The sequence below is a fragment of the Aliiglaciecola aliphaticivorans genome (genome assembly GCF_054782055.1).
This window is the reverse complement of sequence record NZ_BAAGTF010000010.1, coordinates 96,484-121,260: the sequence shown is the minus strand read 5'-3', so window position 1 is coordinate 121,260 and position 24,777 is coordinate 96,484. Positions and strand designations below refer to the sequence as shown.

General features: G+C 40.0%; 17 protein-coding genes and 3 tRNA genes. 12 read left to right on the top strand and 8 right to left on the bottom strand.

What is annotated here, in order from left to right:
- Positions 1–6 precede the first annotated feature (6 nt).
- The 4 genes from ACYVIL_RS05890 to sbcB all read right to left on the bottom strand — a co-directional run bounded on the left by ACYVIL_RS05890 (position 7) and on the right by sbcB (position 4,943).
- Positions 7–996 (bottom strand): 2-hydroxyacid dehydrogenase, encoded by a 990-nt coding sequence (locus ACYVIL_RS05890; RefSeq protein ID WP_460311887.1) that lies wholly within the window; start codon positions 994–996, stop codon positions 7–9.
- Between the two features lie 48 nt (positions 997–1,044).
- Positions 1,045–1,527, bottom strand: coding sequence for a glutathione peroxidase (locus ACYVIL_RS05885; protein ID WP_303473782.1), 483 nt, complete (start codon positions 1,525–1,527; stop codon positions 1,045–1,047).
- A 39-nt stretch (positions 1,528–1,566) separates the two neighbouring features.
- Positions 1,567–3,222 carry a DUF342 domain-containing protein gene (locus ACYVIL_RS05880; RefSeq protein ID WP_303473783.1) on the bottom strand — a complete coding sequence of 552 codons (1,656 nt, stop codon included), beginning with the start codon at positions 3,220–3,222 and terminating at the stop codon, positions 1,567–1,569.
- 284 nt (positions 3,223–3,506) lie between these two features.
- Complete coding sequence (sbcB, locus tag ACYVIL_RS05875; RefSeq protein WP_303473784.1) at positions 3,507–4,943, bottom strand: exodeoxyribonuclease I; 1,437 nt, start codon at positions 4,941–4,943, stop codon at positions 3,507–3,509.
- 277 nt (positions 4,944–5,220) lie between these two features.
- On the opposite strand from sbcB, the gene ACYVIL_RS05870 reads away from it, so the two are divergent.
- From ACYVIL_RS05870 to ACYVIL_RS05860, 3 genes are all read left to right on the top strand, one after another.
- Positions 5,221–5,637: a CBS domain-containing protein gene (locus ACYVIL_RS05870; RefSeq protein WP_303473785.1), complete on the top strand. Its 417-nt coding sequence runs from the start codon at positions 5,221–5,223 to the stop codon at positions 5,635–5,637.
- Positions 5,638–5,727: 90 nt separating this feature from the next.
- Positions 5,728–9,633 carry an ATP-dependent RNA helicase HrpA gene (hrpA, locus tag ACYVIL_RS05865; RefSeq protein ID WP_303473786.1) on the top strand — a complete coding sequence of 1,302 codons (3,906 nt, stop codon included), beginning with the start codon at positions 5,728–5,730 and terminating at the stop codon, positions 9,631–9,633.
- A gap of 74 nt (positions 9,634–9,707) precedes the next feature.
- Positions 9,708–10,010 (top strand): PilZ domain-containing protein, encoded by a 303-nt coding sequence (locus tag ACYVIL_RS05860; RefSeq protein ID WP_460311886.1) that lies wholly within the window; start codon positions 9,708–9,710, stop codon positions 10,008–10,010.
- A 67-nt stretch (positions 10,011–10,077) separates the two neighbouring features.
- Here the strand turns inward: ACYVIL_RS05860 and ACYVIL_RS05855 are convergent, their stop codons facing one another.
- On the bottom strand, positions 10,078–11,265 hold the full coding sequence (locus ACYVIL_RS05855) for a class I SAM-dependent methyltransferase (RefSeq protein WP_460311885.1): 1,188 nt from the start codon (positions 11,263–11,265) through the stop codon (positions 10,078–10,080).
- A 154-nt stretch (positions 11,266–11,419) separates the two neighbouring features.
- Between ACYVIL_RS05855 and ACYVIL_RS05850 the strand changes: the two genes are divergently transcribed.
- Positions 11,420–12,394, top strand: coding sequence for an NAD(P)H-quinone oxidoreductase (locus ACYVIL_RS05850; protein WP_460311992.1), 975 nt, complete (start codon positions 11,420–11,422; stop codon positions 12,392–12,394).
- A gap of 45 nt (positions 12,395–12,439) precedes the next feature.
- On the opposite strand, the gene rnhA is transcribed toward ACYVIL_RS05850, so the two are convergent.
- Positions 12,440–12,898 (bottom strand): ribonuclease HI, encoded by a 459-nt coding sequence (rnhA, locus tag ACYVIL_RS05845; protein ID WP_303473790.1) that lies wholly within the window; start codon positions 12,896–12,898, stop codon positions 12,440–12,442.
- 73 nt (positions 12,899–12,971) lie between these two features.
- Between rnhA and dnaQ the strand changes: the two genes are divergently transcribed.
- The 5 genes from dnaQ (at position 12,972) to ACYVIL_RS05820 (ending at position 15,624) form a co-directional block, all read left to right on the top strand.
- Positions 12,972–13,688 (top strand): DNA polymerase III subunit epsilon, encoded by a 717-nt coding sequence (dnaQ, locus tag ACYVIL_RS05840; protein ID WP_460311884.1) that lies wholly within the window; start codon positions 12,972–12,974, stop codon positions 13,686–13,688.
- A gap of 40 nt (positions 13,689–13,728) precedes the next feature.
- Positions 13,729–15,129 (top strand): TIGR03503 family protein, encoded by a 1,401-nt coding sequence (locus tag ACYVIL_RS05835; RefSeq protein ID WP_460311991.1) that lies wholly within the window; start codon positions 13,729–13,731, stop codon positions 15,127–15,129.
- Between the two features lie 215 nt (positions 15,130–15,344).
- Positions 15,345–15,421, top strand: a tRNA-Asp gene (locus ACYVIL_RS05830).
- A gap of 24 nt (positions 15,422–15,445) precedes the next feature.
- A tRNA-Asp gene (locus ACYVIL_RS05825) sits at positions 15,446–15,522 on the top strand.
- Between the two features lie 25 nt (positions 15,523–15,547).
- Positions 15,548–15,624 (top strand) — tRNA-Asp (locus tag ACYVIL_RS05820).
- 157 nt (positions 15,625–15,781) lie between these two features.
- Here the strand turns inward: ACYVIL_RS05820 and ACYVIL_RS05815 are convergent.
- Both ACYVIL_RS05815 and gap read right to left on the bottom strand, forming a co-directional pair.
- Positions 15,782–16,624, bottom strand: a complete 843-nt coding sequence (locus ACYVIL_RS05815) for a D-hexose-6-phosphate mutarotase (protein ID WP_303471696.1) — start codon at positions 16,622–16,624, stop codon at positions 15,782–15,784.
- A gap of 145 nt (positions 16,625–16,769) precedes the next feature.
- Positions 16,770–17,765 carry a type I glyceraldehyde-3-phosphate dehydrogenase gene (gene gap / locus ACYVIL_RS05810; RefSeq protein ID WP_303471697.1) on the bottom strand — a complete coding sequence of 332 codons (996 nt, stop codon included), beginning with the start codon at positions 17,763–17,765 and terminating at the stop codon, positions 16,770–16,772.
- Positions 17,766–18,212: 447 nt separating this feature from the next.
- On the opposite strand from gap, the gene malQ reads away from it, so the two are divergent.
- From malQ to glgX, 3 genes are all read left to right on the top strand, one after another.
- Complete coding sequence (malQ, locus tag ACYVIL_RS05805; protein ID WP_460311883.1) at positions 18,213–20,405, top strand: 4-alpha-glucanotransferase; 2,193 nt, start codon at positions 18,213–18,215, stop codon at positions 20,403–20,405.
- A 75-nt stretch (positions 20,406–20,480) separates the two neighbouring features.
- Entirely contained in the window at positions 20,481–22,664 is a 2,184-nt protein-coding gene (gene glgB / locus ACYVIL_RS05800; protein WP_460311882.1) for a 1,4-alpha-glucan branching protein GlgB, read from the top strand.
- 4 nt (positions 22,665–22,668) lie between these two features.
- The gene (glgX, locus tag ACYVIL_RS05795) at positions 22,669–24,753 is read left to right on the top strand and encodes a glycogen debranching protein GlgX (protein WP_460311881.1); all 2,085 of its coding nucleotides are present in this window, start codon (positions 22,669–22,671) and stop codon (positions 24,751–24,753) included.
- Positions 24,754–24,777: the final 24 nt, after the last annotated feature.

Here is a 24,777-nt window from a genome sequence, read left to right as displayed (position 1 = left end):
GGATCCTTAAGCTAAAAAGGTATTAGGATCTGATTGTTTTTTTGCCATTAACGCAAGGTTGTTAAGGGTGGTTTGGGCAATTTGTTGTAATGCTTCGTGGGTGAAGAATCCTTGATGTCCGGTAATTAATACGTTGGGAAACCCCACTAACCGGTCAAAAACATCATCTTGCATAATCTCCCAAGACTTATCTTCAAAAAATAAATCTGATTCCATTTCGTACACATCTAAGCCCAGTTGGCCTATCTTTCGAGACTTCAACCCTCGTATTACCGCTTTACTATCGACCAATCCGCCGCGGGATGTATTAATCAGCATGACATCATCTTTCATTTTATGGATCGAGTCATCGTTTATCATATATTGACTTTCACTGGTTAGTGGACAATGTAAGCTTATGATATCTGAATTAGCTAAAAGGGTGTCAAGGGAAACAAAAGTGACATCTTTAGAGGGAGTATCTTGAGCAATTGGATCATAACAAATTACCTTACAACCTAAGCCGAGTAGTATATTAGCTGTGCATCTTCCTATTTTACCATAGCCAATAATACCAGCAGTTTTGCCATGAAAATTGAAACCAATTAAACCGTTGAGACTAAAGTTGTTTTCACGCACGCGGTTGTACGCTTTATGTAACTTCCTATTCAAGGTCATCATTAACGCAACAGTGTGTTCCGCAACGGCTTCAGGAGAATAAGCTGGTACGCGAGAAACGTTTATTCCAAGTTGTTTTGCCGCTTGTAAATCAACATTATTGAACCCAGCGCAGCGCAACGCAATATGCTTTACTCCCATGTCTTTTAGCTGTTCAATAACCTGTTTATTCACTTGGTCATTAACAAAGACACAGATGGCTTCATAACCCTGACATAAGGCTACGGTATCAATTGATAGCCTAGCTTCTTGAAAGTCTAAGGTGAAGTTATAATCTGCATTTTGTTTAGTAAAGTAAGTAATATCATGAGATTTACTACTGAAAAATAGTGTTTTCATTCTGCTCGTCTCTTATGCTTTGGCTATGATTCTGAGGTGATAGATATATTACAACAGTGCTTCTATATCTTTTTCAATGGCTTCTGGTTTGGTTTTTGGAGCATATCTACCCATAACTTTTCCGTCTTTGTTTACTAAAAATTTAGTGAAATTCCATTTAACACTTTTGCTACCTAACACACCGGGAGCTTGAGCTTTCAAATACTCGTAAAGAGGAGAGGCATGTTTGCCATTTACATCTGATTTTTTAAAAAGAGGAAAGTCGACGCTAAAATTCAGAGTACAAAATTGTTCAATTTCAGAATCGGAACCGGGTTCTTGATGTCCAAATTGGTCACAGGGAAATCCCAAAATTTCTAATCCCTGTGTTTTATATTTTTTATATAGTCCTTGTAAGCCGTCATATTGGGGCGTAAATCCGCATTTGCTAGCGGTATTTACTATCAATAGCACTTTGCCTTTATAATCTGAAAAATCTTTTACTTCACCACTGCTCATTGGCATTTGAAAATCGTAAATCGAGTCTGACATATTTATCTCATGTAGGTTGCTATTGCGGCTTTATGATATTTATATTATCGGTTCATAGTTCCACTGATGGCCCGCATAATGCACTTTGGCTTTGGCATATTCACGTTCAGCACGCCATGTGCGGTTGTTAAGTTTAACTACAACACCGGCATACAAACGCTTATTTGCGATTATTTTAATATCCTGTTGATAGGCATCTTTGGCTAGTTTCATTTTTTCACATTTTGATTCTAGCCATTCCAGCAATTGGGATTCACTTTTAAACATCTCTTCTGCTTGTTTGAATTTACGCTGCAGTTCTGGATGAATGTTTTTACTGCGCATTAACTCAAATTTGCCTCTGTGGCGAAGATTATTGTCTCGTAACTGCAGCAATAACTCTTCGACCGTATCTTTTCTTTCCAGTAGGGTATTAAATCCCTGACTAAAGTCGATATTTAAATGGCTGCCAGATACTGCACCTAAAGTGCCGGCGGTTATCGCACCTTTGCATTGAATATCACAGGCAAACAAGTTGCCATTTGGTTTATCAATTGGGCCTATGGTAACGCTTCCACCACAGTTTATTTTGCTATAAGCCAATTGACGTCCGATGGTAACGTTTCCACTGCACTGCACTTTAAGCCCTTGCCCATGCTGCACGTGGACACTTCCTTCGGCAATCAGTTTGGTACTATATTCAGTACTGTGTTCATTAACTTTGCCCATTGCCCCTTCGGTGATGATGATATCGCCACCGGCTTTAATGGTAGCCGATTCAACAAAGCCATTAATAGTGACATCTCCACTGGCGGTAATTTCCATTTTTTCAGTTACATCACCATTCACTAATACGGCACCATCGTATTTAATATTGCCAGTGCCTACATTTACACCTTTACAAATAAAGGTATCATCTACCCACATTTTGCCATTTTGAAATTTAGGCATGCCAGTGATCGCAGCTAAAAATAAATTTTCATCATGGTCACTGACTTTGATCCCATCACCGGGTTTGAATTTAATCCAAGCGCCTGGTTTGGGAGCAGTTAAACCACCTTTAACATTAAAACCACTACGACCTTTTGATGGGGCAATGCGACGTAAAACTTCAGTATTTGCTTTCACGCAAATGACATCCCCTAAATTTCGCATGTCTACTCGGCTTGAGCCACTGGTTTGCGGCTTTAATATTCGCTCCAGGGCATTAGGTACTAACGGGTTAAGCTTAGAATCTTTACCATTTTTAACAGGCAAGCCCTTCGCCACTAGTGCCTCAATAATCGTACCTGGTTTTGCGGCTTTCGCTTTTACTGCAACGTCATCGATTATTTTCTTACTTAAGCCTCTTACGACACCACTGTCATTTGCAAGTTTGACTAATTCAGACGCCGTGGGGGTATGGCCTCCGTATGCTGCGGTGATAGAGATAAAAGCGAACATATCATTATCTTCAATACGAAATTTTACCTTTGCATCCTTTTTTTCAGCAATGACTTCAGTAATGATTTCGTTGTTCCCTTCTTTTCGCGCTTTGATCAATAAATCGCTAGCATTAATCACGTTTTCTTCAGACAAGTACAAGTCTGCATAGTTACTGTTATTAAAGCTGTTAATCAGAGATTTAGTGTCGACATTGGGGGCTACATCACTTGGATTTATAACCAAATTTAAAAATTTGCCGCTATCATCAAGCCTAAAATTGATGCCTTTCATTATTACCACCTAAATTTAATCTGATCTACTTGTTACTGCTTTATCGACTATAGAAATGAATGTATTAATTATAGACAACCTATGACCATGGGTTATTCATATGAACAGCTAGCTACCACTTTGTCCAACTATCATTACGAGTTCTAAGAGTTGAACAAACAGGTTAAATATGGTGCTATCAATTAGCATCTATTTATATCACAACAAATGTCAAATGTACTCGCTGTTCGATTCAATTCCCAAAGAATTATTTTAACCATTACGCTGTCTTGAGTAGGTCATTTTTATAAATTTTCTGCGTATTGATGAAGTGCTCGAATAATGGCTCTTTTGGGCGGGTTATTCTGGTACTCGAAGGTTAATTGTTCCAACAAACTTAAATACTCAGGCAATTGCATACTTGCCGGTGAGTCAGGATCAGTAAGACGGTATTGTCTATGTCGTTGCCATTTAATGACCTCTTCTTCACTTAAGCTCAACGGATAATTTCGTGCTCTATATCGAAAAAGTAGGGTAGCGAGTCTTGAGTCGTCGAATTCCCACTCCTTTGCACCTAAATTGCTAGGGGCGATTTGATGAATTTGATTTAATTTTTGGCGATCTGAATCACTTAAAAATCCCCCTGTATAGAGGGCATAGTCAGGGTCTATGGATGGAGTAGACTCCCGCTGTTCATCAAATACGGCTACGAGTTTACTGGCTAAACCGGTTTGACTTTTTATGCTCGCTAAGTTTTGCAAACATTGACTGCGGTCAATGCCTAATCGCTGGGCATTTTCTTCATTTAGGGTTTTTGCAGGGGCGACGAAAGGGCACTTATTTAGATGAATGAGTTTCACCGGCAGTCTTTGTTGCCCCTCAGGCATATCAGAGGTTCGTTGATATAACCGCGCTTTTATTTCTTCAATGTCTAAATCAAAAAGAGGCTTAGGATCCAAGCCTAAATTTAAACATATGATGGCGTTTTTATTGGTTGGGTGATATGCAATCGGTAATACCCAAGTGCAACATCCATTCTTTGCTGGTAATTTTGACGAAATATGGACGAGAGGAACCTGAGCATCGATGTTTATATGCTCAGCTACTTTACGTTTGTTTCTAAGACTAAAAATATATTCATAGAGCTTGGGTTGGGCTTGTTTAATTAGTTTCGCCATAGCAATAGTGGCATAAACGTCAGCTAAGGCATCATGGGCATCCGTGTGGGTTATCTCATTGGCTTTAGTAAGATCTTCAAGTTTAAAGCTCGGAGTACCATCTTCTTTGTAAACCCAGTTTATACCTTCTGGTCTTAATGCATAACACGCTCTTACTAAATCAATAATATCCCATCGACTATTACCATTTTGCCATTCTCGAGCGTAGGGGTCGTATAAATTCCGATATAAAGTGTAGCGCGTCACTTCATCATCAAATCGAATACTATTGTAGCCTGCGCTGCAGGTGCCAGGGATTGTCATCTGTTGTTGTATTTTTTCTATGAACTCAGCTTCAACTAAGCCGTCGCGCAAGGTTAATTGTGGGGTAATACCCGTTACCAGGGCCGCATGAGGGTTAGGCAAATAATCATTTGGAATTTGGCTGTACCATTTTACTGGTTTATCAATAATATTGAGATCAAGGTCGGTTCTTATTCCCGCAAACTGACAAGGAACGTCTTTTTGAGGGTTCACTCCCCAGGTTTCATAATCGTGCCAAAGAATTGATGGGCTCAACGTCATTACTCTCTACAATTAAAAGTCCCCTAATCACCAATAGAATAAAAAACTGAATGTCTTATTTTTTGCAGTGATTCTGAATAGGGTAAAATAAGAATTATACAGAAACCAATAGGTTCTGCTATCTACAAAGGCATTCTTAGTCAATCCTTTTAAAAATTCAAAAATGTTTTTAAAAAGTTATGTTTTTTAAACGGTTAAGACTATCTTTATATTAGGTGATCAATTTGTTGTATAAATTGATAGCTAATCAAAGCACTTTCGAAGCTAAGGAGAAAGGGTGGAATCATTAAAAGTAAATCACTATATGAATCGTCGGCCCGTAACATTTACTGATGAAATGCCAGTGGCCGAAGCGGTAGAACGTCTTTTGACGGGTAAACAATCAGGTGGCGCCGTGCTAAACCCACGCAATAAAGTCATTGGATTTTTGTCTGAAAAAGACTGCATTGCGCGAATGGTTACATCGAGTTACTACCGAGAGCAAGTGGCTCGTGTTAAAGAAATTATGAAGACAGACGTATTAGCTGTGAAATCATATGATTCGATAATTGAAGTGGCACAACGATTCTTAAATGAAGGGACAAAACTATACCCAGTGGTTGACGATGATGGCTATTTCATCGGTACCATAAGTCGTGCTGATGTCCTTTATGCTATAGATGTACAACTAAGAGACGGGTATAAACGCGCCTAAAAGGGTTTAATAGGCTACTTTGCTGGAAATTTGCTGGCGTTTCTTCTAGGATCCGTTGCGTTTTAATGCATCGAATTTTTTGAGAATACATTGTCTAATAATCAGAATATAGCCATTCCAACTCGCGACGATTTACAAAAGCAGCTTTCAGGTTGCTTAGGTAGTGATATTTTTAAACTGCAAAAGCAGTTAAATCGTTTAGTCAAAAGTAAATCAACTGATGCTCAGTGGTTATCTTTGGCATCTGCCATTGAAAAATCCACTTTAGTACGTCAATTTAAACTGCAAAACATTCCAGATATTGACTATCCGGAATTGCCTGTAAGTGAGCATAAAGATGCGATTAGTGAGGCAATCGCAAAACATCAAGTTGTGATCATCGCGGGTGAAACTGGCTCGGGAAAAACCACCCAAATCCCAAAAATTTGTTTAGAACTTGGTCGCGGGGTAGATGGACTTATTGGTCATACCCAACCTAGACGGTTAGCAGCCAGAACAGTTGCGAACAGAATCGCTGAAGAATTAGGTACTTCCATCGGTGAAAAAGTGGGATTTAAAGTCCGCTTTTCGGATCACGTGGGAGATGATACCTATATTAAGTTGATGACCGACGGTATTTTGCTCGCGGAAATGCAAGCTGATAGGTTTTTAAGTAAATACGATACTTTAATTATTGATGAAGCCCATGAACGCAGCTTAAATATAGATTTTATTTTAGGCTATTTAAAACAACTTTTACCTAAAAGACCTGAACTCAAATTAATTATTACCTCAGCAACCATTGATCCTGAGCGATTTTCGAAACACTTTAACAATGCGCCTATTATTCAAGTAAGTGGCCGCAGCTATCCAGTTGAAATACGCTATAACCCACTACAAGATAATGATGAAGAGAGTGACCAAATACAGGGGATTATTTCAGCGGTTGACGAACTAAGCCGTGAAAAACGGGGTGATATTTTGGTGTTTTTAAGTGGTGAACGCGAAATTAGAGACACTGCTGATGCCTTAAATAAACAGAATTATAAAGCCACGGAAGTATTGCCACTTTATGCGCGGCTTTCAGTCGCGGAGCAAAACCGAATATTTCAATCACACGGTAATCGTCGAATCGTCTTAGCGACAAATGTGGCGGAAACATCGCTCACCGTACCAGGGATTAAATATGTTATTGATCCCGGTTTTGCACGGTTGTCTCGCTATAGCTATCGCAGTAAAGTCCAGCGCCTACCCATCGAAGCTATATCTCAAGCCTCTGCGAATCAGCGGGCAGGGCGCTGTGGGCGGGTTTCTGAAGGTATATGTATTCGTTTATATTCAGAAGAAGACTTTACAGGACGCCCTGAGTTTACCGATCCTGAAATTCTACGTACCAATCTTGCTTCGGTTATATTACAGATGTTGTCGCTAAAACTAGGCAATATTCAGGACTTTCCATTTGTTCAGCCCCCAGACAATCGATTCATTAATGATGGATTTCGTTTGTTAGAAGAGCTTACTGCCGTGGAAAAACGTCAGGGCAAGCTGACCTTGACCGAAACCGGACGACAAATAGCTAAATTACCCGTTGATCCTCGATATGCCAGAATGGTAGTGGAAGCCGGACAGCATAATTGTGTCTCAGAATTAATTATTATTGCCGCGGGTCTGAGTATTCAAGATCCCAGAGAGCGGCCCCAGGAAAAACGTGCTGCAGCTGACCAACAGCATGAAAAGTATGCAGATAAACAGTCTGATTTTGTTTCCTTATTAAATTTATGGCAAGAGTTTAAATTACAACAAAAAGAGCTGTCGTCAAATCAGTTGCGTAGATGGTGTCGAAGCCATTTTATTAATTATTTGCGAATGCGTGAATGGCAGGATGTGGTCAGCCAACTTAAAAAATCTATTGTAGACGTTGGATTTAGATTAAATAAAGAGAGCGCCGATTTTGATGCTGTGCATAAAGCCATTTTGTCTGGATTGTTGTCGCATATTGGTTTTAAAGATAAAGAGCGTGAATTTGAAGGGGCGAGGGGATCGAAGTTTGTGATCTTTCCTGGTTCAAATTTATCCAAAAAACCGCCTAAATGGACTATGGTCGCCGAATTAGTGGAAACCTCCAGACTATTTGGTCGTTTAGCGGCCAAAATTGAGCCTGAATGGATCGAACCACTGGCCAAACATTTAACTAAATATCAATACAGTGAACCGGTTTGGTCTAAGAAGCGTGGGACAGTTCAAGCATTGGAAAAAGTGCTGTTGTTTGGCCTAACAATTGTCAGCAATCGGCATGTTAACTTTAGCACAATCGATGCCGTAGTAAGTCGCGAAATTTTTATTCGCGAAGCCTTAGTTAATGCTCAAACTAAGTTGTCTTACGACTTTATTCACTATAATCAAAGCCTTATTGAAGATATACAATTACTTGAAGAAAAGTCCCGTCGTCGCGACGTCTTAGTCGATGAACAAGAACTGGTAGCATTTTATGAGCAAACAATTCCTCAGCATGTTTGTAGCGAAAGTAGTTTTAAAAAGTGGTGGAATAAAGCCGATTCAACCATAAGGGAAAGTTTAAAGTACGACCCTGAGCAACTCAAAAAACATCAGGCAGAACAGGTCAATGATCTCAATTTCCCTGACACTTGGCAGCAAAACAATTTGAATCTGCCATTAAGCTATTGTTTCGAGCCTAACCAAATAGATGATGGCGTGAGCTTAATAATTCCATTACCCATTCTCAATCAATTAGAAGAAACCGGCTTTGACTGGCTTATTCCTGGTTTCCGACATGAATTAATCGTGACCTTGATTAAATCGTTGCCAAAGCGATTGAGGCGTAATTTTGTGCCTGCCCCAAATTTTGCAGATGCGTGTATGTTAGATATGCCGTCTACCGATATTAAAGGTCATCCATTACCATTTTTAACCGCCTTGAGTAAAAAGCTTTTGAAAATGACGGGTGTAACAGTGGCGGAAGATGAATGGCAATGGCAAGGCTTACCAGAGCACTTAAAGTTTAACTTTAAAGTGGTGGATGGCAAAGGCAACCTATTAAAACAAGGTCGTGACTTGCATGTACTTAAGTATGGACTGCAAGATAAAATCTCTACCACGTTAAAACAAGCGGCGTCTCCAGAGATTGAGAAAAAGGGCCTCACCCAATGGAGTTTTTCAGTACTCGAAGAAGAGTATATTGATAATTCCCAGGGATATGAAGTGAAAGCCTATCCAGCTTTAGTGGATGATAATAAGAGTGTAGCGATAAAGTTATTTGAAAATCCAGAAAAAGCACTAAACATTCATAGACAGGGACTGCGACGCTTAATTATGTTGAACATTCCATCACCCCTAAGTTATTTAAAGGAAAAGTTACCTAATAAAGCAAAATTAGGGCTGTATTTTAATCCGTTTGGGCAAATACAAGCACTAATCAATGATTGTATAGAAGCTGGAGTTGATCACTTAATCGCTCGTTTTGAAAGCGATATGGGTGTGCCTATTCGTTCACCAGAGTTGTTTGATAAAGCGCGAGACTTTGTTCGAAAAGACATTAACGAAGTGGTTCTTGATATAGCAAAAAAAGTCGAAGTAGGGTTAACTCAAGCTCATCAAATACAAAAGAAATTAAAAGGTAATGTCTCCCTTGATATGATTAGTGCCCATGGGGATATTAAACAACACTTAAACTCTCTGGTGTTTCCAGGTTTTATAAGCCAATTTGGTATCGTTAAAATAGACGATTGGAACCGTTATATTAAAGGGATCGCCAGACGTTTAGAAAAATTACCCATAGATCCCAATAAAGATCGGTTACATCAACTAAATATAGAAAAAGTGCAAGGGCGGTATCAGGCAGCATTAAATAAAATACCTAAAGGCAAAGAGGTGCCTGAAGACCTAAAAGCGGTGCGTTGGATGATTGAAGAGTTGCGCGTATCCTTTTTTGCGCAACAACTTGGTACTCCTATGCCAATTTCAGTGAAGCGAATTGAAAATCAATTGCTATCATTTTAAACGATGTTCGTTGACTTTATAGCAGATGCACCCTATAAAAGTCATAGGTGTTTATAGTTAGGATGAGGTAAAAGATGTTGGGATACGATGACAAGCGAAACTTTTTTCGAATGATGTTGAATTCACCCTGTGAATTGACAGTGCACGATGATGAGTCCACTCGTTCCATGCCCGCAGTTTGCAAAGATATTAGTGCCACAGGCATGTCTTTTGAAGTGGAAGAAGAATCTGTCGAGATAGGCACGCTTGTTGATGTGGCGATTGAATCCACCAGTAGTCAGATCCCTTCGTTAAGTGCCAAAGCCAAAGTTGTGCGCTGTGAACGCAGCTCTGATAGCAGTTGTATTATTGGTGTTGAAATTAACGAAATGAATTAATCTATTTCATTTATAAATGACCAAGGGGGCAGATTCTTGGTCATTTACATTGTTTTTCAGTAATAGTTTAACTTACTGAACAAACCAATCCTTTTAAATAAAACCCTTCAGGGTAGTTACTGGCTACGGGGTGGTCAGCAGCTTGTCCCAAACGCTGTAAAAAGTGCACGGTTTTATTGGCATCTAATGCGGCATCAGCTACCACTTTTTGAAATAAATCCGATGACAATAAACCGGAACAACTAAAGGTTAATAGTATACCTCCAGGATTAAGGATCTTCATCGCTAGCATATTAATATCTTTGTAGCCTCGACAGGCTCGGGTTAATGATGCTTTTGAATCAACAAACTTAGGTGGATCAAGCACGATCATATCGAATTTTGTTCCCTGGTCTCTATATTCTCTCAACGCTTCGAACACGTCTTGTTTTACAAAGCTGGCTTTAGCAGAATCTAGATCATTCAGCTCAATATTTCGTTTTGCTGTTGCCAACGCATTGTCTGAGACATCCATATTTACTACGCTTGTGGCACCACCTTTGAGTGCATAACACGCAAAGGTTCCGGTATAACTAAAGCAATTTAGTACTCGCTTATCTTTTGCATAAGTAGCAGCGGTTGCGCGACTATCTCGTTGATCTAAGTAAAAACCTGTTTTGTGGCCTTGTTTGAGATCAACAATAATTTTAATGCCATTTTCTTCGATAATGACTTCATCGGGTACTTCACCATGTAAGGTTTGAATGATTTCAGGTAAACCTTCTTTCGCTCTAACAGACACGTCACTGCGTTCTAATATACTGCATTCAGGAAAGCGCTTAGTTAGGGCCCAAACAATTTTTTTACGGTGCTTTTCCGCTCCAGCTGAAAGTAACTGACAGACAATGACATTGGCATACTTATCAATAGTGATACCTGGCAAACCATCGGATTCCCCGGCAACTATCCGATATCCGGTTAAACCATGTTGTAAAATAATGGGCTCTCGCAGTGCCATAGCTTGGTCGAGTTTGCGTAAAAAGAAACCATTATCTACCACTTCCTGACGATCGAAAGTCCATACTCTCACTTGTATTTGTGATTGGGTTGACCAAGCTCCTTTAGCGAGAAACTCACCGTTATCAGCGAAGATGTCGACAGTGTCGCCGTTACGTACTACTCCTTTGTGTTCTTTAATCGCGCTTGCAAATATCCAAGGATGTTTGCGTAGTAATGATTTCTCCCTACCGGGATGCAGAATGACAGATGCACTCATAAAAAATTCCAATGTTGATTAAATTAGACCCAAGTGACTAATTTATTTAGCGAAAGAAGACTAATTTTGTGATTGTACAGCAGTCACTATATGATAGCTAAATCCGATTTTATGTTTAATTTAAGGAGTGATTTTTTTGAACAGTCAACAGAGCATGTCATTTGTGGATTTTGAAAAAGGCGGATCCCCTGAAACGCTTACATTAAATACGACAAGTATTCCCAACATTAATGCAGACGAAGTATTAGTTAAAGTGAATGCCTTTGGCGTGAATAGGGCGGACACATTGCAACGACAGGGAAAGTATCCACCGCCAAAAGGTGAAAGTGAAATTTTGGGCTTGGAAATTGCGGGTGTTGTTGTCGCTGTGGGCAGCGATGTTACGAACGTAAAAGAAGGTGAGCGGGTGTTTGGATTAGTCGCCGGTGGTGGTTATGCACAATACGCGAAAATTTTAAGTGCTCATGTGATTAAGACACCAGCTAGTCTCAGTTGTGAGCAGGCAGCTGGCATTGCGGAAGTGTTTTTAACTGCCTATCAAAGTTTATGTGAAATTGGTCAACTGCAACCTAAACAATCTGCATTGATTCATGCTGGTGCTAGTGGAGTGGGGCTTGCGGCCATTCAATTAGCAAACTTGATTGGAGCAAAAATAGCGGTAACGGCATCTTCACCTCAAAAACTGCAGGTGTGCGCGGATTTAGGTGCAGGCACGTTAGTGAATTATAAAGAACAAGATTTTGCCGAGGTATTATCAACTGAACGTTTTAAAGCGGATGTGGTGATTGATTTTATCGGTGAGCAATACACAAATCGAAGTCTAAAAGTCCTCAATATGGATGGTTGTATTGTTCAGTTAGCCTTATTAAATGGTCGATTTGGCGATAAATTAGATATGGCGTTATTGTTAGGTAAGCGTGCGAAATTACAAGGTTCCACATTAAGAAATAGAAGTGATGAGTATAAAACTAAATTAATCCATGATTTCAGCCAAGGTTTTTTAGGGGAATTTGAATCGGCTAAGTTAAAACCGATAATTGATACCGTTTACGCGGTTGAAGACATTGCTAAGGCTCATGCTCGAATGGAAGTGAATGACACCATTGGTAAATTAATTTGTAAGTGGTAGCAGTAGCAGGGGGATCCCCCCTGCTAGCTTAATATGTTTGTAAAACTATTGAAAACCGTTGTCTTCCAATAAATTTGAAGATTCGGCCGCGGTTCTAGCTAACTCATCGCAGCGTTCATTTTCAGGGTGACCTGAGTGTCCTTTCACCCATTCCCATTGAATATTGTGCTTTTGTGCTTGCTCATCGAGCCGTTTCCATAAGTCTGCATTTTTGACTGGTTTTTTGTCGGATGTCCGCCAGCCGTTCTTCTTCCAGTTCTTAATCCATTGATTAATGCCATTCTTAACGTATTGGCTATCGGTGGTGAGCGTAACCTGACAAGGCTCTGTCAGCGTGTTTAAGGCTTCAATGGCTGCCAATAACTCCATACGATTATTGGTTGTATGTTTAAAACCCTGACTGATTTCTTTGTTGTGTTGATTAAATTTGAGTACCGCACCGTAACCACCAGGACCTGGGTTACCTAGACAAGAGCCATCTGTAAAAATTGTAATATGCTTCATGGAAATATTCGTGATTTAAAGTTGTAGGCAAGTATAATGAAAGCCACTACTAATGCCAATTGAGTTGATATAAATGCGTCAAATCGTTTTAGATACGGAAACTACCGGAATCGATCCTAAACAGGGTCATAGAATTATTGAAATAGGTTGTGTTGAATTAGTTAACCGAAAGCTTACTGGTAATCATTTCCATGTTTACATAAATCCTGAGCGTATTGTAGAAGCTGAAGCCATAGAAGTTCATGGTATAACCAATGAATATTTGGCGGATAAGCCTAAGTTTAGAGAAATTAGCCAAGGGTTTGTAGATTTTATTCGCGGGGCACAGTTGGTGATCCACAATGCACCTTTTGATATCGGTTTTATGGATCATGAATTTCAGCTAATGAATCCGGTTAGCCCGGTAAAAAGCAGAGAGATCTGTACCGTTCTTGATACCCTAACTCTCGCTAGAGAACTACACCCTGGTCAAAAAAATAATTTGGACGCCTTATGTAAGCGATATGGAATCGATAACTCCCATCGTGAATTGCATGGCGCTTTGCTGGATTCAGAAATTCTAGCAGATGTTTATTTGTTAATGACGGGGGGGCAAACCGATCTAAATTTAAGCGGTAACAAAGCAAACGAGAACAATAATAATAGTGAAAATACCATTCAACGTTTAGATGCAAACCGAAAACCATTCAAGGTTATTCAAGCTTCTGCCGATGAATTAGAACAACATCAAGCTCGATTACAACTTGTAGAGGACAGCAGTGGTTCTTGTATCTGGCGTCAGCCACATTAAGTTAATGGTAAAATGGGCAACAATGATAGTGTTGTTGCTGATGGGCATGACGCAAGTTTATGCCCAAGACCCTAATGAAAAAAACCAACAACCTTTGTCTGAATTAGGGGATAAATACCACAACAGCATTAAATTGTTGCAGAATCGCTTTCGAATAGATTACCAAGTTGAAGAAATCACCATGGTGTTTTTTCGCGAATTCGGCAGTGCACCGGTTGTTTTGGTGAAACCTGATGGTTCTAAAATATTTGAGTCAGATGCCGATGGTGAAACTATTTTTTGGTACGACTCTGCGACCTATGATCTAGTCAACATCAAAAATCCAACGCCAGGACCCTGGCAAGCAGTAGGGCAGATTTTGCCAGATAGCAGGGTAATGGTGATCACTGATATTGAACTTCACGCAAAACCACTGCCGAGTATTTTATTTTCAGGTGAAATACTAAAACAGACGGCACAATTGACTAATGGCGGAGAGCCCATTAGCGCCACAGAATTTCGTGATGTTGTCTCATTAGAAATTAAGCTTGTAAGTACCAATAACCCGAACTACAACAATTTCGGTGCAGAAATCGCAACTATAGCGACCTTTGAAGATAATGGTCGTGGGATGGACGAAACGCCATTAGATGGCGTGTTTACTGGTCAGTTTAACCTTTCGGTGGCTAATGGAGAGTGGACCCCAGTATTTATGGTGAGTACTCCTATGCTAACCAGAGAGCAGGTAGATCCACCGCTAATGCTGTATCCCAACCCCATTAAAATAAACATGATCGAAGATGGTGGGGGAGACGGATATCACAAACTAGTGATTGATGCAGAGCGCGAATATGTTGATATGAATTCGCTATTGATAGATGGCAAGGTACGTTTTCCAAATGGCGATGTTCAAAACTTTTCGTTAACCGAGCAAACACCCAATGCCAGAGAATACTTGATTGTTAATTATGAATCAGGGGTCTATCGCATCAAACTCACCGCCTATGGCAATACAAAGAGCGGTCGCGACTTCATTTTGGATGTACCCGAATATACATACTTAGTAGAAGAGCCAGAAGTGGTAGTAGAAACGCCACCTCAGTCAACTAGCTTAGATGGCACTATTGGTACAGGTGATAATTCCGCTTCTGTTCAATCGACGATAACTGATCCTTTGTTAGTTGAAGATGAAAAAATGTCGAAAGGGTTGTTTTGGGGGCTTATTATCGGGATTAATCTGATAATTATTGTGATTGGCGCTGTAAGCCTATGGTTGTATTTAAAGCCTTCTAAAAAAGCACTAGATTCAGAGCTTGAGGACACTGAAACCTCCTCAATAAGCTTATTAAATAAAATTAAAAACAGGTTTTCAAAAAAAGCTGTGGAACAACCAGAAGCCAGCCCTGCTAAAAAAAATAATGAAGATTCAGGGATTATTGATTTAACCATCCCCAAAAAATAAAACTTAAGCAAATAGGCTTGTTTATTTTTCTCAGTAATTGACGTGTGTTTATTGAACATTTTTGGGCGTTTTGCGCAAAATTAAAACAAATAGATGCATTAGATTCGGATATCCGAAAAAACTGGTTGACTCGCCAATAGTGAACCCTTATTATCTGCGCCGCGGTTGACTAGGGGGTTCTACAAAACTAGTTAATAGCGTTTCAATAGGTCAGCGGAGTGGTAGTTCAGTTGGTTAGAATACCGGCCTGTCACGCCGGGGGTCGCGGGTTCGAGTCCCGTCCACTCCGCCAACATATTGAAAAAAATTTGCGAATGGAGTGGTAGTTCAGTTGGTTAGAATACCGGCCTGTCACGCCGGGGGTCGCGGGTTCGAGTCCCGTCCACTCCGCCAGCAAATTTATTCTGTTTTAAAATGCGGAGTGGTAGTTCAGTTGGTTAGAATACCGGCCTGTCACGCCGGGGGTCGCGGGTTCGAGTCCCGTCCACTCCGCCATTTAAAACGAAAGTCAATTCCTATGAGTCTTTACCCAAGTGTGTTGTTACGGCTCTGTATTTCCCAACTTGATTCATTTTTTAAGACCCTTTCTAAATAGTTTTTATGATTGTTACCTCTAACCTTTCCCAATACATAGTTTGCTAACAGCAGATAATTAAATTATCTGCTGTTTAACGATTACCTCTTCCTTGCTTTTGACTATCTTTCCTTGAGTGATCGCTGTTTCAACACAAATCATGCTTTCAAAACTATCTTCGTGCATATCTTTCATTCTTAGACAGTTGTCTCTCCATGGGTTCCAAACAACGATGCTGTCATGTCCTGTCGAGCGTACGCTAATATTACGACCATTGTTAATCTCAACTAGCACCGCTGGATGTAAGTGTACACGATCGGTTTCTTGTTGAATTTTATACGTCTCAGGGGGTTCAAATTCTTCGTAACCTTTGGTTTTATCTAAATATGGCCCCGTCAAACCCACCAAGGAAACTTGATCAATATCATCGATACGAAAGTAACTATGCAAAGCACAGCCAAGATTCATATCCTGAGGGTCTAAATTGCGCGTGATCAACTCCACGACTAGAGTTTTACCCACAGTAACCCTTAGCTTTAATGTGCTCTTATATGCCCAACCTGGTCCTTGCGTGCTTTTCGGGCTTAATACCAATTGAGTGCCCTGATTACTTTCCTGTGCTGAATCTAGGGACCAGGTTTGGGTTCGAACAAAACCGTGTGAGGGGAGGTCATCGCGATCTTGCTTATGTCCATCGCCAAACCATGGCCAACAAATGGGAATACCACCTCGTATTGCCGTTTTGTTATCAAATATTGCTGCATCACTCACCCAAAGCCTGTCGATGTTGTCTGTTTTTGGGATGAAACTTAAAATATGCCCACCGAATAAAGAAATTGTAGCTTTCGCAAAATCATTGTTAATTTCTAATATATCGTTCTCACCTCGTTTCGCAGTGGAGATACTAGATGGTGTGTTCATATTCAGATACCTATTTAAAAGTGGGTTAATTAAGAAGTCTGGAGTAGCTAATATATGATCGAAAAATCATAATTACTAAACTTGATTGGAATAACATAAAAAAAGCGACCCTAAGGTCGCTTTATGTGAACAATTGCAAGTGTATTTATTGACTAACGTGAGCGACTAAATCCAGAACTTTGTTGGAATAGCCAATTTCGTTATCATACCAAGACACAACTTTTACAAAGGTGTCTGTTAAGGCAATACCTGCTTTGGCATCAAATATAGATGTTCTCACATCGCCAATAAAGTCTTGGGATACCACTGCATCTTCGGTATAACCTAAAATGCCAGCCAATTCGCCTTCTGAGGCTTCCTTCATTGCAGCACATATTGCTTCATAAGTAGCAGGTTTTTCTAAATTAACGGTCAAATCAACGACAGACACGTCTGCTACAGGCACTCTAAATGCCATACCGGTTAATTTGCCATTCAATTCAGGAATTACTTTTCCTACTGCTTTTGCTGCACCTGTTGAAGATGGGATGATATTTTGGCTTGCCCCTCGGCCGCCTCGCCAATCTTTATGGGAAGGTCCATCTACGGTTTTTTGTGTCGCAGTCGTTGCATGCACTGTCGTCATTAATCCGTCAACGATACCAAACTTATCATTCAGTACTTTAGCCAGTGGCGCTAAGCAGTTGGTGGTACAAGACGCGTTAGAAACGATGTCTTGACCAGCATAAGATTCGTGGTTAACACCCATAACAAACATAGGCGTAGCATCTTTAGATGGGGCAGAAAACACCACCTTTTTTGCGCCTGCTTGAATATGTTTACGGCCAGTTTCATCAGTAAGAAATAAGCCAGTACATTCAACGACCACATCAACATTCACCTCATCCCACTTCAAATCAGCAGGATCACGCTCTGAGGTAACACGTACTGTATTGCCATTTACGACTAAGTGACCGTCAACGACTTCAACCGTACCTTTAAATTTTCCATGAGTAGAATCATATTGAAGCATGTAAGCCATATAATCCGGATCTAAAAGATCATTGATTGCTACAACTTCAATATCAGAGCGTTCGCACGCAGCTCTAAATACAAATCGTCCAATGCGGCCAAAGCCATTAATTCCAATTTTGATTGCCATGAAGGTTCCTCAATTTTACATTTGGTTGTAAGATAATTACAAAAATTATGGATCATTATTGCCTATAAGGCAAAAAAAACCCGAATATTTGTTGTTTTATTACGATATATTCACTGCAAACGTATTCAATAACGATTTATTAACATTCTGAAGGATAATGTAGCTACCATCATAGCAAAGTTTGCGGTTAAAATTACTACCAACTTGGTTGTCAGTTTTATTTTTGTTGTGAAACGCGACGCCATTTATTAGCCTAAAAAGGTCAATCAAAAAGATTTGTGACCCTATGATGGTAAGTCTTTTAATTCCTTAGGTAGGTTGTAGGTAACTACTCAACAACATAATTATAGGTAAATTTACCACCTGTCAGGTAAAATTTCAGTTTCATATGAGACGAGTTTTTCTAAAAACTCGTTAAAGTACTATATTAATAGGACATAAAGCGACATGACTTCTCCTCTTATCGATAAGCTTGTAGATATAAAAGGTGTAGAAACGAACTACATTGATGCTTGGGGCAATCCCGAAATTATTAGCGAACAAAGTAAATGCAAATTATTAGGCGCGATGGGCTACCAAGTTGACAATGAAGAATTGTTAATTAATCAGGTAGAAAAGGAGTTTCAACAGGTTTGGATGTCGCCACTTAATCCAGTACAGGTAAATCGAGAAAGTGATGAATTATTTATTACAGTTCGGCTCCCCATCGAGTTAGTCAATGACGATTTTGTTATCAACATTGAGTGTGAAAATAACAACCTTTTAGAACAGAAGTTTGTTCCTATTGATGGTGATTTAATTAATGCGACCATTATTGAAGATATCGAATTTCAAGAATACCTGATCAAAATTAATCACACTTTACCTCTTGGTTATCATCAACTTAGGTTGTTGGCAGATGATGGTGATCAAATTGCATCCATGCGAATGATAATGGCACCAACGTCATGTTATCATCCCCAGTCCATTTTAGATGGCAATAAAGTGTGGGGGTTAAGCGTCCAACTTTATTGTCTGCGAAGTCGGAATAATTGGGGAATCGGCGATTTTTCTGATTTGGCTCAGTTGGTTGAATCTGCAGCCAAAAATGGCGCTCAATTTATTGGTTTAAACCCCATTCATGCCCTTTATCCTGCTAATCCAGAGGCTTGTAGCCCTTATGGACCATCTTCCAGACGATGGCTTAATTTTATTTATTTAGATGTTACTGCGATTGATGGTTACCACACTCATGACGTTCAAGCATTGGTGAATGATGTGGAATTCCAACGTAGTTTAGATAACGCGCGTAATGTCGAATACGTGGATTATGAGGTGGTTACTCGCTTAAAGTTACAGGCACTTGATCGGGTTTTCGCCTATCAAAATTCGAAATTCTTAAGTAAAAATACTAAGCAAAATAAAGCATTCAAAACCTTTGTCACCCAAGGGGGCGAGAGTTTGCAAATGCTAGCAACCTATGATGCTTTACAAGAGCATTTAGCCAGTGAAGGGAAACCCTCTTGGGGCTGGCCGGTTTTTCCTAAGGAATACGCAGATTTTCAATCTCCTGCGGTGTCCAAGTTTGTTAAAAAGCATAAAAATAGAATTAAATTTTATTTGTTTCTACAATGGCAGGCTGCTTTGCAACTAGAAGCTGCGAATCAGGTCGCGAAAGAAAATAATATGTCCATCGGGATTTATCGTGATTTAGCCGTAGGAGTGAGTGAAGGTAGTGCAGAAATTTGGGGAAATAAAGATTTATATTGCACCCAAGCAAGTGTGGGAGCTCCGCCTGACGTACTGGGTCCCTTAGGTCAAAACTGGGGCTTACCGCCCATGGATCCAGAAAAACTGTATGAACAGCAATATCAGCCAATTATCGATTTGTTTGACTCAAATATGAAGTCTGCCGGTGCTTTACGTATTGATCATGTGATGGCGTTACTGCGTTTATGGTGGGTTGCCAAAGGTGACGATGCTAAAGAAGGTGGCTACGTTTATTATCCTGTTGATGATCTTTTAGGTATTTTAGCCCTTGAAAGCCAACGCCATAGAAGTTTGGTAATCGGTGAAGATTTAGGCACAGTGCCTGAAGAAATTCGAGTTAAGTTGGCGGAAAACGGTGTCTATTCATATAGGGTGTTCTTTTTTGAGCAAGCCAAAGACGGCGGTTTTTATTCACCTTCCGATTACCCAATTCAATCGATGTCAACCTTAACCACCCATGATATGCCAACCCTATCTGGATATTGGCATTGCTACGATTTAGAACTGGGCAAAGAGCTAGGATTGTATCCGACTGAGGAGATTTTGTCGGGATTGTATGCCAGTAGACATAATAACAAGCAGCAAATTCTAGATAGTCTACATGGGCATCATGCGATTCCAGAGTGGATAGATCGCAAGGTAGATAATCTTGGTATGAGCAAAGAGCTAAACTATGACATGCAAATTCATATGGCTACCGGGTCTAGTGCTTTACTCAGCCTACAACTTGAAGACTGGTTACAAATGAATAAACCTGTCAACATACCAGGAACCTTTAAAGAATACCCAAATTGGAAGCGCAAATTAAACCAAGATTTAGAACATATATTCTCTGATCTGGAAATGACGCTTTTGGCGAAAAAATTAACTGAGGCAAGAGACAACGCATAGTAATTCTGTAATTATACTTTACTTAAACGGTTAAGGTTCTATATTTGAACTGACGTTAACCCAAAAGGCGAATCAATGTTGATAGAAGAAGAATTAAAGCAAGCGAATTGTACGGAACCATTTGAGTTTTTAGGTAAGAAAACCATTGAAGAATTAACCCAATTTAATGTGTGGTTACCGGGAGCAAAAAATGTCAGCGTGTTTGATTTAGATTCTGGAAAAAACATTGGTAAGCTTAAACGGAAAAACAAAACAGATTTGTTTTGTGGGCAATTTAAACAGGTTAAAGATAACCTAGTTTATGCTTTGAAAGTTGAAACCAAAGAGACCACTTACGACCTTATCGACCCTTACCAATTTCAAGAACAAGCGTTTCATGCCGTGCATTACGTTGATCACGCTCCAGAAAATGTCTATCAACAATTAGGTGCACAGCTTGTTTCTTTAGAGGTTGGATTAGACGAAAAAATAGAAGGCACACGGTTCGCCGTTTTCGCCCCTAATGCTAAGGCTGTTTCAGTCATCGGTGACTTTAATTATTGGAATGGTAGTTGTCATCCAATGCAGAAAACGTCCATGGGATACTGGGTTTTAATTATTCCCGGCTTAACTGCTGGGCAAAGATATAAATATCAAATTAAAGATTCCCAAGGCAACCAACTACCTCATAAAGCCGATCCTGTCGGCTTCAGTGCAGAACAGTATCCATCCCATGCGTCTATTATATTCAATCAAAATGATTATCAATGGAGCGATGCTGATTGGTTGGAAAAATCGAAGGCAGATAAATATTTGCAGCCAATGAGTATCTACGAAGTGCATCTTGGGTCGTGGAAACGACCATCTGATCCAACTAAAACCTATTTAACCTATCGAGAATTGGTCGATGATCTCATTCCTTATGTAAAGGACATGGGATATACCCATCTTGAAGTTTTACCCATTTCTGAATTTCCTTTCGACGGCTCATGGGGCTATCAGCCTGTCGGTCTGTTTTCACCCACAAGTCGTTTTGGCGATCCAGACGACTTTAAGTTTTTTGTTGATCAATGCCACCAAAATGACATTGGTATCATCATCGATTGGGTGCCAGCTCATTTTCCTGAAGACGGTCATGGATTGGCGCGTTTCGATGGTACCCATGTTTATGAATATGAAGATCCTCGAAAGGGCTGGCATCCTGATTGGAACTCTTGTATTTATGATTTTGGTAAAGATACGGTGCGACAGTTTTTGGTGGCAAACGCGTTGTTCTGGATAGAGCACTTCCACGTAGATGGTTTGCGTGTTGATGCCGTTGCATCCATGTTGTATCTCGATTATTCACGCAAAGATGGGGAGTGGATCCCAAATGTTGATGGTGGCAATGAAAACTATGAGGCCATTAGCTTTTTACAATGGATGAACAAGGCGGTCTATGAGAAATTTCCTCGCGCCATGACTATTGCAGAAGAATCCACTTCGTTTCCTAAAGTCTCTAAACCTGTATTTGAAGGTGGTTTAGGTTTTGGCTTCAAGTGGAATATGGGGTGGATGCACGATTCGTTACATTACATTAGTAAAGACCCATCCTATCGCCGTTATCATCACGGTGAAATTACCTTCAGTATGGTTTATTCCTTTAGTGAAAGTTTTGTCTTACCTATCTCCCATGATGAGGTCGTTCATGGCAAAGGTGCTCTACTAAGAAAGATGCCCGGCGATGAATGGCAACAAGCGGCTAATCTTCGTTGTTATGCAGGGTTTATGTATGCTCACCCAGGTAAAAAATTAAACTTTATGGGGAATGAAATTGGCCAAAGTGCCGAATGGAATCACGATGGGTCGTTGCAGTGGAATTTATTGGATTTCGAAAAACACCAAGGTATTCAATCTTTGTATCGAGATTTAAACCATATTTATCGCAATTATCCCGCGTTATACGAAAGTGATCATGAGCCCGGTTGCTTTGCATGGATTGATCATGGCAATGCTGAACAGTCCATACTTTCCTTAATGAGAACCTCTAAGGATGGAAAGCAAACAGTGATTGCCGTGAGTAATTTTACTCCGGTACCAAGGAGTGAATTTAGGATTGGTGTTCCTGCACAAGGTGAATATCATTTAATCATGAATTCCGATGATAAAAAGTACTGGGGAAGCGATTATAAGGTACTTAAAAAAGTACAATCTGAAGCAGTAAAATGGAATAATCAACCTTATTCCATTCTCGTCAATATGCCTCCTTTGGCGACATTGATGTTACAAATAACAGAGTAAAGATTTGGCTAATTCACTAAAACACGATTTTTCAGTAACGGAAGGTAAGTGCCTTCCTTTGGGCGCAACGTTAACAAAAGACGGCTGTAATTTCGCCGTACACAGTCCAAATGCCCAGCAAGTTTTACTCTGTTTGTTTAAATCAGATACTGAAGAACCATTTGAGTATATTGAATTAAAAGCAAAAACCGGTGAAGTTTGGCATGGGCACGTTGAGGGTATTAGAGCGGGGCAGTTATATGGATACCGTACCCAAGGCGAAAATAAACCCTGTAATGGTAATGCTTTTCATCCAGAAAAATTATTAATTGACCCTTATGCTAAGAAGCTAAACCGTGCACTGCATTGGAATCGTAAAAAGTACCAAGGTGATAGTGCATTGATGATGCCCAAGTGCGTTGTGGTGGAAAATAACAATCCTCCTTTAACAGACGACCACAATAGACCTCATACACCTTTAAGTGACACCATTGTTTACGAGGCCCACGTAAAAGGTTTAACCCAACTTCATCCTGATGTACCTAAGAATATCAGAGGAACTTACCTAGGTGCGTGTCATCCAGCGATTATCCAACACTTAAAAGATCTCGGTGTTTCAGCCGTACAATTCTTGCCTGTAATGGCATTCATGCCAGAGCCATACATAACTGAGAAAGGCCTTACGAATTATTGGGGTTATAACCCAATTAATTATTTCTGCCCCGAAATGCGCTATGCCATTGACGACCCCATTGCTGAATTTAAAACCCTAGTAGAAAAGTATCATGAGGCTGGTTTAGAGGTCATATTGGATGTGGTCTTCAATCACACAGCGGAAGGGGGGCACGATGGTCAAATCTTATCTTTTAAAGGCTTTGACAATAGCAATTTTTATCTCTTTGAAAAAGATCAGCATGGCCTCAGGGATTTTGAGCAATATGTTAATAATTCAGGATGCGGTAATAGTGTAAACACGGCTTCCCCATATGTCATGAAAATGGTGATGGATGCACTACGTTATTGGGTGAGCTTTATGGGGGTGGATGGTTTTCGATTTGATTTGGCAGCCGGTTTAGGTCGTGATCCTTATGAGTTTTCTAGTTCTTCTGGTTTTTTAACTACCCTTAGACAAGATCCAATTTTATCAGGGGTTAAATTAATCGCGGAGCCTTGGGATATTGGTTATGGTGGCTATCAGTTGGGGCAATTTCCTGCTAATTGGCAAGAAGTAAACGACAAGTATCGGGATACGGTTAAAGGTTTTTGGCGTGGAGACGTAGGTTTAACCGGCGACTTTGCCACACGATTATTAGGATCTAGAGATATATTCCCAAAAGGGCGACGTTCTATACAGTCATCGGTGAATAATGTGACTTACCATGATGGTTTTACCTTGCATGATTTAGTGTGTTATTCGAGTCGTCATAATGAAGCAAATTTAGAAGATAATAGAGATGGCCATGGGCATAATCTTTCAGCCAACTACGGTGTTGAAGGCCCGACAAAAGATGAAAATATTAATATTTTGCGGGAGAAGCAGAAACGGAATTTGTTTGCGACCTTAATTCTCTCACAAGGTATTCCACATATATTGGGTGGAGATGAATTGAGTCGAACGCAGTTAGGAAATAACAATGCGTACTGCCAGGACAACGAAGTTAATTGGTCAAAGTGGACATTAAATGAATCGCAACAAGATTTCTTAGAGTTTTGTAAGCAGGTTATTGCGTTACGTAAAAGCAGTGTTATTTTAACCGATTTATCCCTAAAAGATGATGATTATAATCTTCATCACAACGTTGATGAAGTGAATTGGTATCGACCAGACGGTGAAAATAAATTGGACTCAGATTGGCAAGATCCCCAAAAACAATCTTTCGCTGTTGAGTTAAAAGGCTGCCCTAAACATACTGATGAACATTTGTTAATGATTTTTAATACATACGATCACGATGTACGCTTCCACCTACCCGAACTTAAAACGGGTTATTGGTCGTTAGAATTAGATACCCGTTATAAAAAAATATCGTTACAACCCAAAACCAAAATAGCTAACGTGTTCCTGCAAGCCTATCGAAGTGTTACTGTATTTAAACGGACCTACGATTAAACCTAAATGAAGTCAACTTGGGAG

Bases quoted from the DNA above. Each gene is read 5' to 3' on its own strand.
- ACYVIL_RS05890 (WP_460311887.1), bottom strand. From the start codon at position 996: ATGAAAACACTATTTTTCAGTAGTAAATCTCATGATATTACTTACTTT.
- ACYVIL_RS05885 (WP_303473782.1), bottom strand. From the start codon at position 1,527: ATGTCAGACTCGATTTACGATTTTCAAATGCCAATGAGCAGTGGTGAA.
- ACYVIL_RS05880 (WP_303473783.1), bottom strand. From the start codon at position 3,222: ATGAAAGGCATCAATTTTAGGCTTGATGATAGCGGCAAATTTTTAAAT.
- sbcB (WP_303473784.1), bottom strand. From the start codon at position 4,943: ATGACGTTGAGCCCATCAATTCTTTGGCACGATTATGAAACCTGGGGA.
- ACYVIL_RS05860 (WP_460311886.1), top strand. From the start codon at position 9,708: ATGTTGGGATACGATGACAAGCGAAACTTTTTTCGAATGATGTTGAAT.
- ACYVIL_RS05855 (WP_460311885.1), bottom strand. From the start codon at position 11,265: ATGAGTGCATCTGTCATTCTGCATCCCGGTAGGGAGAAATCATTACTA.
- ACYVIL_RS05850 (WP_460311992.1), top strand. From the start codon at position 11,420: ATGTCATTTGTGGATTTTGAAAAAGGCGGATCCCCTGAAACGCTTACA.
- rnhA (WP_303473790.1), bottom strand. From the start codon at position 12,898: ATGAAGCATATTACAATTTTTACAGATGGCTCTTGTCTAGGTAACCCA.
- dnaQ (WP_460311884.1), top strand. From the start codon at position 12,972: ATGCGTCAAATCGTTTTAGATACGGAAACTACCGGAATCGATCCTAAA.
- ACYVIL_RS05835 (WP_460311991.1), top strand. From the start codon at position 13,729: ATGGGCATGACGCAAGTTTATGCCCAAGACCCTAATGAAAAAAACCAA.
- ACYVIL_RS05815 (WP_303471696.1), bottom strand. From the start codon at position 16,624: ATGAACACACCATCTAGTATCTCCACTGCGAAACGAGGTGAGAACGAT.
- gap (WP_303471697.1), bottom strand. From the start codon at position 17,765: ATGGCAATCAAAATTGGAATTAATGGCTTTGGCCGCATTGGACGATTT.
- malQ (WP_460311883.1), top strand. From the start codon at position 18,213: ATGACTTCTCCTCTTATCGATAAGCTTGTAGATATAAAAGGTGTAGAA.
- glgB (WP_460311882.1), top strand. From the start codon at position 20,481: ATGTTGATAGAAGAAGAATTAAAGCAAGCGAATTGTACGGAACCATTT.